At 66.5% G+C, this 6,190-nt stretch carries 7 protein-coding genes; 2 read left to right on the top strand and 5 right to left on the bottom strand.

Annotated elements, in window-relative coordinates:
* Positions 1-183: 183 nt before the first annotated feature.
* The 3 genes from DK874_RS10755 to DK874_RS10765 are packed head-to-tail and all read right to left on the bottom strand — an operon-like array spanning position 184 to position 2,355.
* A complete protein-coding gene (locus DK874_RS10755) occupies positions 184-1,005 on the bottom strand; it encodes an enoyl-CoA hydratase/isomerase family protein (RefSeq protein WP_114314023.1) in 822 nt (273 codons plus the stop codon).
* A 1-nt stretch (position 1,006) separates the two neighbouring features.
* Positions 1,007-1,714 (bottom strand): phosphorylase family protein, encoded by a 708-nt coding sequence (locus DK874_RS10760; protein WP_114314024.1) that lies wholly within the window; start codon positions 1,712-1,714, stop codon positions 1,007-1,009.
* A gap of 11 nt (positions 1,715-1,725) precedes the next feature.
* Complete coding sequence (locus DK874_RS10765; protein WP_114314034.1) at positions 1,726-2,355, bottom strand: ABC transporter ATP-binding protein; 630 nt, start codon at positions 2,353-2,355, stop codon at positions 1,726-1,728.
* 48 nt (positions 2,356-2,403) lie between these two features.
* Here DK874_RS10765 and DK874_RS10770 point away from each other — a divergent pair, with 48 nt between their 5' ends.
* Both DK874_RS10770 and DK874_RS10775 read left to right on the top strand, forming a co-directional pair.
* Positions 2,404-3,054 (top strand): Crp/Fnr family transcriptional regulator, encoded by a 651-nt coding sequence (locus DK874_RS10770; protein WP_114314025.1) that lies wholly within the window; start codon positions 2,404-2,406, stop codon positions 3,052-3,054.
* Positions 3,055-3,078: 24 nt separating this feature from the next.
* Positions 3,079-3,873 carry a 2-phosphosulfolactate phosphatase gene (locus tag DK874_RS10775; RefSeq protein WP_114314026.1) on the top strand — a complete coding sequence of 265 codons (795 nt, stop codon included), beginning with the start codon at positions 3,079-3,081 and terminating at the stop codon, positions 3,871-3,873.
* Here the strand turns inward: DK874_RS10775 and DK874_RS10780 are convergent.
* Positions 3,826-4,755: an arsenic resistance protein gene (locus tag DK874_RS10780; protein ID WP_114314027.1), complete on the bottom strand. Its 930-nt coding sequence runs from the start codon at positions 4,753-4,755 to the stop codon at positions 3,826-3,828. The genes DK874_RS10775 and DK874_RS10780 overlap by 48 nt on opposite strands.
* Before the next feature lie 5 nt (positions 4,756-4,760).
* Entirely contained in the window at positions 4,761-6,074 is a 1,314-nt protein-coding gene (locus DK874_RS10785) for a dipeptidase (protein WP_114314028.1), read from the bottom strand.
* Between the last annotated feature and the right edge of the window lie 116 nt (positions 6,075-6,190).

Genomic DNA, 6,190 nt, shown 5'->3' on the forward strand with positions numbered 1-6,190 from the left:
ACCCACCCACACCCCCATGCCCTAAAAGAAGGCGGAGGGTCAAGCCCAGCCCCCTCCCCAAGGGAAAGGGCTCGCCCTCATAACCTTTTCCCGTGCATCCCTCCTTGAGCTACACCGAGTTCTCGGCCACCCCAAGGCGTTTTCCGGGGCCCCCACCCTGGCCCAAGCCAGGGTGGGGTGGTATTACTCCCCCTTGAAGTTCGGCGCCCGCTTCTCCAGGAAGGCCCGCACCCCCTCCTTCATGTCCTCCGTGGCGGAGGCGTAGCCGAAGAGGTCGGCCTCGATCTCCAAGGCCTCGGCTAGGTCCAGCCCCTCGCCCCGCACCACGCTCTCCTTGGCCAGGGCCAGGGCGATGGGGGCGTTTTTCATGATCTTCTGGGCCAGCTTCTTGGCTTCCTCCAAAGCATTCTCCCCCACCCGGTTCACTAGACCCAGGCTTAAGGCCTCCTCCGCGGACACGTGCCGCCCGGTGAAGATGAGGTCCAGGGCCCGGCCCCGGCCGATGAGGCGGGGAAGCCTCTGGGTGCCGCCAAAGCCCGGGATGAGGCCAAGCCCCACCTCGGGCAGGCCTAGCTTGGCCTCCTTGGAGGCCACCCTCAGGTCGCAGGCCAAGGCCAGTTCCAACCCTCCCCCCAGGGCGTACCCGTGGATGGCGGCGATGGTGGGGAGGGGTAAGGCGGCGATCTCGGCAAAGACCTGTTGCCCCAAGAGGGCGTACTCCCGGGCCATGAAGGGGTCTTTTAGGGCAGCGATCTCCTTCAGGTCCGCTCCCGCAGCAAAAGCCTTACCCTCCCCGGTGAAGATGGCCACCCGGACCTCGGGGTCCTGATGGATGACCTCGGCCACCTCGGCAAGCTCCCGCAAGAGGTCCTGGGAGAGGGCGTTTAGGGCCTCGGGCCGCCTTAAGGTAACCAGGGCGATGCCCTCCTCCACCTCGTAGGAAAGGTGCTCAAACTCGGGAATCTCCAGGATGAACTCGTGCTCGCCTTCGTGCTGGTGGGCCATGCTACACCTCCAAAAGGGCCTCGAGGGCCACCTCCACCATACGCCTTACGCCTTCCTGCAGGACCTCAGGAGGGGCCAATTCCGGGTCGCCGATGCGGTTGGAAACCGTGAGGATCGCCCCTGCCCGCACCCTCCGCATCTTACCCAGAAGGAAAAGGGCGCTGGCCTCCATCTCAAAGGCCAAAACCCCGTACCGGGCCCAGGCCCTGGCGCCCTCAGGGGTGGTGGCGTAGAAGGCATCCTCGGTGGCCACAAGCCCCACATGGTGGGGGTAACCCCTTCCCTCCGCCTGCCTCCAGAGGGCGCGGAAAACCTCGGCATCGGGCACGGGCGCATAGGGACGGCCTTCCAGGTACTGCCGGGTGGCCCCATCCAGGGGCACCGCCCCCTGAGCGATCACCAGGTCCCCGGGGGCAAGGCCCTCGTCCACCGCTCCACAGGTGCCCACCCGAAGAAGCACCCTGGCCCCCAGGCTCACCAACTCCTCGGCCACAATGCTGGCGGAAGGGGCCCCCATGCCCGTGGTCTGCACGGAAACCGGCACCCCCCGGTACCGCCCGGTGAAGCCCAGAAGCCCCCGGTGGGAGGTGTAGAGCCTGGGTTCCTCAAGGAAGGTGGTGGCGATCCACTCCGCCCGGCCCGGGTCCCCAGGCAGAAGCACCTTTTCTGCCACATCTCCTTTGGCTCCCCGCACGTGGATGGGGCTCATACCGCCCCATTTTAAAGGCGCAAGGTGGGCAAGCCTTCCACCAAGGCCTCGTCATGGGTGGAAAGAAGGAGGGCTGCACCCACCTCCTTGGCCAGCTCCTCCATGAGCCTGAGCACCTCTTTGGCCTGGGTGCGGTCCAGGCTAGCGGTGGGCTCGTCCGCCAAAAGGAGCCTGGGCCTAAGGTAAAGGGCCCGGGCCACCGCCACCCGCTGCCGCTCCCCACCCGAAAGCCTTTGGGGAAGGAAATCCGCCCGTTCCCTAAGGCCCAGCCGGGAAAGGAACCAAAGGGCATGGCCCCGGTCCACCTGGCCTGCCAGGTAGCCGGGGGCCAGAACGTTCTCCAAGGCGGTGAGCTCAGGGAAGAGGAAGTGGTGTTGAAATACAAGGCCCATAAAACGGAGCCGCTTCCTGGCCAACATCCCCTCGGGAAGGCCCCGGATGGGCCTTCCCTCCCAGTACACCTCCCCCTCCTGCAGGGAAAGAAGCCCCGCCAGGAGGTGGAGGAGGGTGGTCTTGCCGCTCCCCGAGGGGCCCAAGACGGCCAGGGCCTCCCCGGGGCCTAGCCTTAAGGAAAGCCCCCGGAAAAGGTAGCCGTTCCCGTAGGAGAATCCCAGGTCCCTAGCCTCCAAGACCGGGTTCACCCTCTCATCCTCTAGGCAAAAGATGAAGCCTCGGTTAGAGTAAGGCCGATGCCCGCATCCCCTCTTTTCCAGGATATGGGCCCGGAGGAAATCCACCTGGCCCGCTCCTACTTCCAACCCTTGACCTACCCCAAGGGCAAACCCATCTTCCACCAGGGGGACCTGGGCCAGGCCCTTTACCTGGTGGAGGAGGGTTGGGTGCGCCTCTTTCGCACCCATCTGGGAGGCCAGGAAAAGATCCTGGGGTTCCTGGGGCCCGGGGAGGTCTTCGGGGAGATGAGCCTTTTGGACGGGGGGGAACGAAGCGCCAGCGCCGTAGCGGAGGAGGACACCCTTCTTCTGGTCCTTTACCGGGAGACCTACTTTGGGCTCATCCGCCGCCTGCCCCTCTTCGCCCACAACCTGGCCAAGATTCTGGCCCGCCGCCTAAGGGAGCTCAACCTGGAGCTGGACCTTCTGGCCTTTGAGGAGGCCAGAAGCCGCGTGGCCTACGCCCTCTTAAAGCTTCTCCGCCAAGGGCAGGGGCCCCACTTCCAGCTCCGCCACCAGGACCTGGCCGCTTTGGCCGGGGTGAGCCGGGAGACCACCACCCGGGTCCTCCACCAGCTAAAGGACCAAGGCATCCTGCGGCTCTCCTCGGGGATGGTGGAGGTGGCGGACCCCAGGCTTTTGGAGGAGGTGGCCTTTGGCCTGGTCTGAGGAAACCCCGTCGGAGGATCTTCCATGCGCTTGAAGGTGGACGTTCTCCCCACGGAGGAGTTGGTCTACCCCGATGTGGTCCTGGTGGTGGACGTGATCCGCTCCACCACCACCGCCGTCTGCTTCCTGGAGGCGGGGGCGGAGGCCTTGTACCTGGTGCCGAGCCTCGAGGCCGCCCGGCCCTTCAAGGACCGGGACGTGCTCCTGGCAGGGGAGGTGGGGGGGTTAAAGCCCCCGGGGTTTGACCTGGGGAACTCCCCCCGGGAGGCCCTGGAGGCCCCGGTGGGGGGTAAGACCGTGGTGATGAGCACCACCAACGGCACCAAGGCCGCCCACGTGGCCGCAAGGACCGCCAAGCACGTGCTCTTGGCCTCCCTCTTTAACGCCCACGCCGCCGCCCGCCTGGCCCGGGAGCTGGCCACGGAGGAGGTGGCCATCCTGGCTGCCGGCAAGGAGGGGCGGGTGGGTCTGGACGACCTCTACACCGCCGGGGTCCTGGCGGAGTACCTGGGGCTTCTGGGGGAGGTGGAACCCGAGGATGGGGCCAGGATCGCCCTGGCGGTGAAGCGCAACTTCCAGGACCCCCTGGAGGCCCTCACCCTCTCCGCCGCCGCCTCGGCCCTCAAGGGGGTGGGCCTCGAGGCCGATGTGCCCTTCTGTGCCCAGGTGGCCAAAAGCGCCGTGGTCCCCGTCCTCACAGGCCGGGTGGGGGAGGCCCTCATCTTCAAGGTGGCCCCCTTCGGGGCGGCCAAGCGAGCGGTCCCCGAAACCCTAAAACAGCCGGGGAACCAGGCGCAGGAAAAGGACCATCCCCAGTAACTCCACCAGGGACTGGAACACGATGACCAGGGGAGCCAAGCCCGCCTCGGGTACGGCTAGGCTTAAGGGGAGCACCAAAAAGGAGTTCCGGGTGCCCAGGCTGAAGGCCAAGGTCCTTCCCGCCTTGGCGGGAAGGCGGAAGGCCCGGGCCAGGAAAAGGGAAAGCCCCAAGGCCAAGGCCAGGTAGAGGAGGAAAACCCCAAGCAGGAGGAAAAGATACCCCCAAAGCCCGGCAAGAAGGCCCGCATGCCCCAGGGCCACCAGGAAGACCACCAGGGCCAGAAGGGGCACGGGCCAGGAGGCGGTCCGGGACGCTAGCGCCTTTCCCCAGGGGCGGCCCTGAAGGGAGAAGGCCAGGAAAAGGGGCAGGAGGACCACCAGGCCCGCCCCCACCAGGGTGGCTGGGTCCGGGTGGTAGGCCCATAGCGCCTCCCCGAAGAACAGGAGCAGGTAAAGGGGCAGAAGGGCGAGCTGCAGAAGGAGGTTCAGGGGCGTCAGGACCAGGGCCTTGGCCATATCCCCCCGGCCCAGGTGGCTAAAGGCCAGAAACCAATCGGTGCAGGGCACCAGGAGGACCAGGGCCACCCCCAGGCGGAGCCCCAGATCCGGGGGCAGGAGGTGGAGGAGGCCGTAGACCAAAAGGGGCACCAGGAGGAAGTTCCCCACCACCCCTGCCAGGAAAAAGGCCCGATCTCTAAAGGCCTGGCGCAGGGTACGGAAGGGCACCTGGAGGAAGGTGAAGAGGAGGAGAACCGCCAGGGCGGGCCAAAGAAAACTCTTCCCCCAGGAGGCAAGCCCGGGGAAGCAAAGCCCCAGCCCCGCCCCCAACCAGGCCGCCCCCAGGTAGAGGGGAAGCTGGTACCGCTCCCAGAGCCTCCCCACCCCGCCTAGCCCCCTTGGGCCAAAAGCCCGTAGAAGCGCCTTAAAGTAGCGATGCCCTTCTCCAGGTTCACCAGGTCAAACTTCTCGTTGGGGGCGTGGAGGTTGTCGTCGGGAAGCCCCAGGCCCAAGAGGACGATGGGGGCTCCCAAAGCCTCTTGGAGTTCCGCCACCACCGGGATGCTCCCCCCTTCCCGGGTGTATACGGGAGGTCTACCCCAGACCTCCTCCAGGGCCTTGGCCATAAGGCGCATGGGGGGGCTAAAGGGATCGGTGAGGACCGGCCTACCCCCGTGGAGGCGGAGGATTTCCATGGTGTAACCGGGCGGGCAGATCCCCCGCAGGTAGGCCTCCACCTGGTGGGCCACCTCCTCGGGATCCTGGTCCGGCACCAGGCGCAAGGACACCTTGAAGCCCGCCTCGGCGGGGATCACCGTCTTGGAACCCTCGCCCTGGTACCCTCCCCAGATGCCATTGGGGTCCAGGGTGGGCCGGGTCCAAAGCCTCTCCAAGGGGCTAAAGCCCTCCTCCCCAGGCAGCACCTCCACCCCAAGCTCCCTCCTCAAGGCCTCCTCGTCCAAGGAGGGCCAGAGCCTTTTCTCCTCCTCCGAAACCGGTCGCACCCGGTCGTAAAGGCCAGGAACCAGAATCCTCCCGGTTTTCTCGTCCTTTAACCTGGAAAGAATCCACCCCATGGCCTGGATGGGGTTGGGAGCCACGCCGCCGAAACTTCCGGAGTGGAGGTCCCGCCGGGCCCCCTTCAGGCGCACCTCCAGGTAGGCCAGGCCCCTCAGGCCATAGGTGAGGGTGGGGGTGAGGGGGGCGAACATGGCCCCATCGGAGATAAGGACCACGTGGGCCCTGAGCTTCTCCCGGTGCTCCCGCACGAAGGGAAGAAGGCTCGGGCTGCCGATCTCCTCCTCCCCTTCCACCAACAGCTTCACGTTCACCCGGGCGGGCAGGTCCTCGAGGGCCGCCACATGGGCCCAAAGCTGCCCCTTGTCGTCGGAGGCTCCCCGGGCGTAGACCCTCCCCTCCCGCACCGTGGGGACGAAGGGGGGGGTTTCCCAAAGCTCCAGGGGATCCGGGGGCTGGACGTCGTAGTGGCCGTAGACCAGGACCGTGGGGGCCTTGGGGTCCAGGAGGCGCTCCGCGTAAAGGATGGGGTGTAGCGGGGTCTCGTGGAGCTCGGTGAGGAAACCCCGCTCCCTAAGCCTCTCTGCCAGCCAGAGGGCCGCCTTGCGAACGTCTTCCCTATGGGCTGGGTCGGTGGATACGGAGGGGATGGACAAGAACTCCAAAAGGGGCTCTAGCGCATTCACGCCCCCATGCTACTCTCTTCGGGGAAGGACCTGCCCTCCTCCAGAAGGAGGAGCTTGAGCCGGGCCACCTCGGCCTCAAACCGGGCCTGCAGGGCCTCCAGCTCCGCACGAAGCCG

It is taken from the genome of Thermus caldifontis, assembly GCF_003336745.1.
Classification (GTDB): domain Bacteria; phylum Deinococcota; class Deinococci; order Deinococcales; family Thermaceae; genus Thermus; species Thermus caldifontis.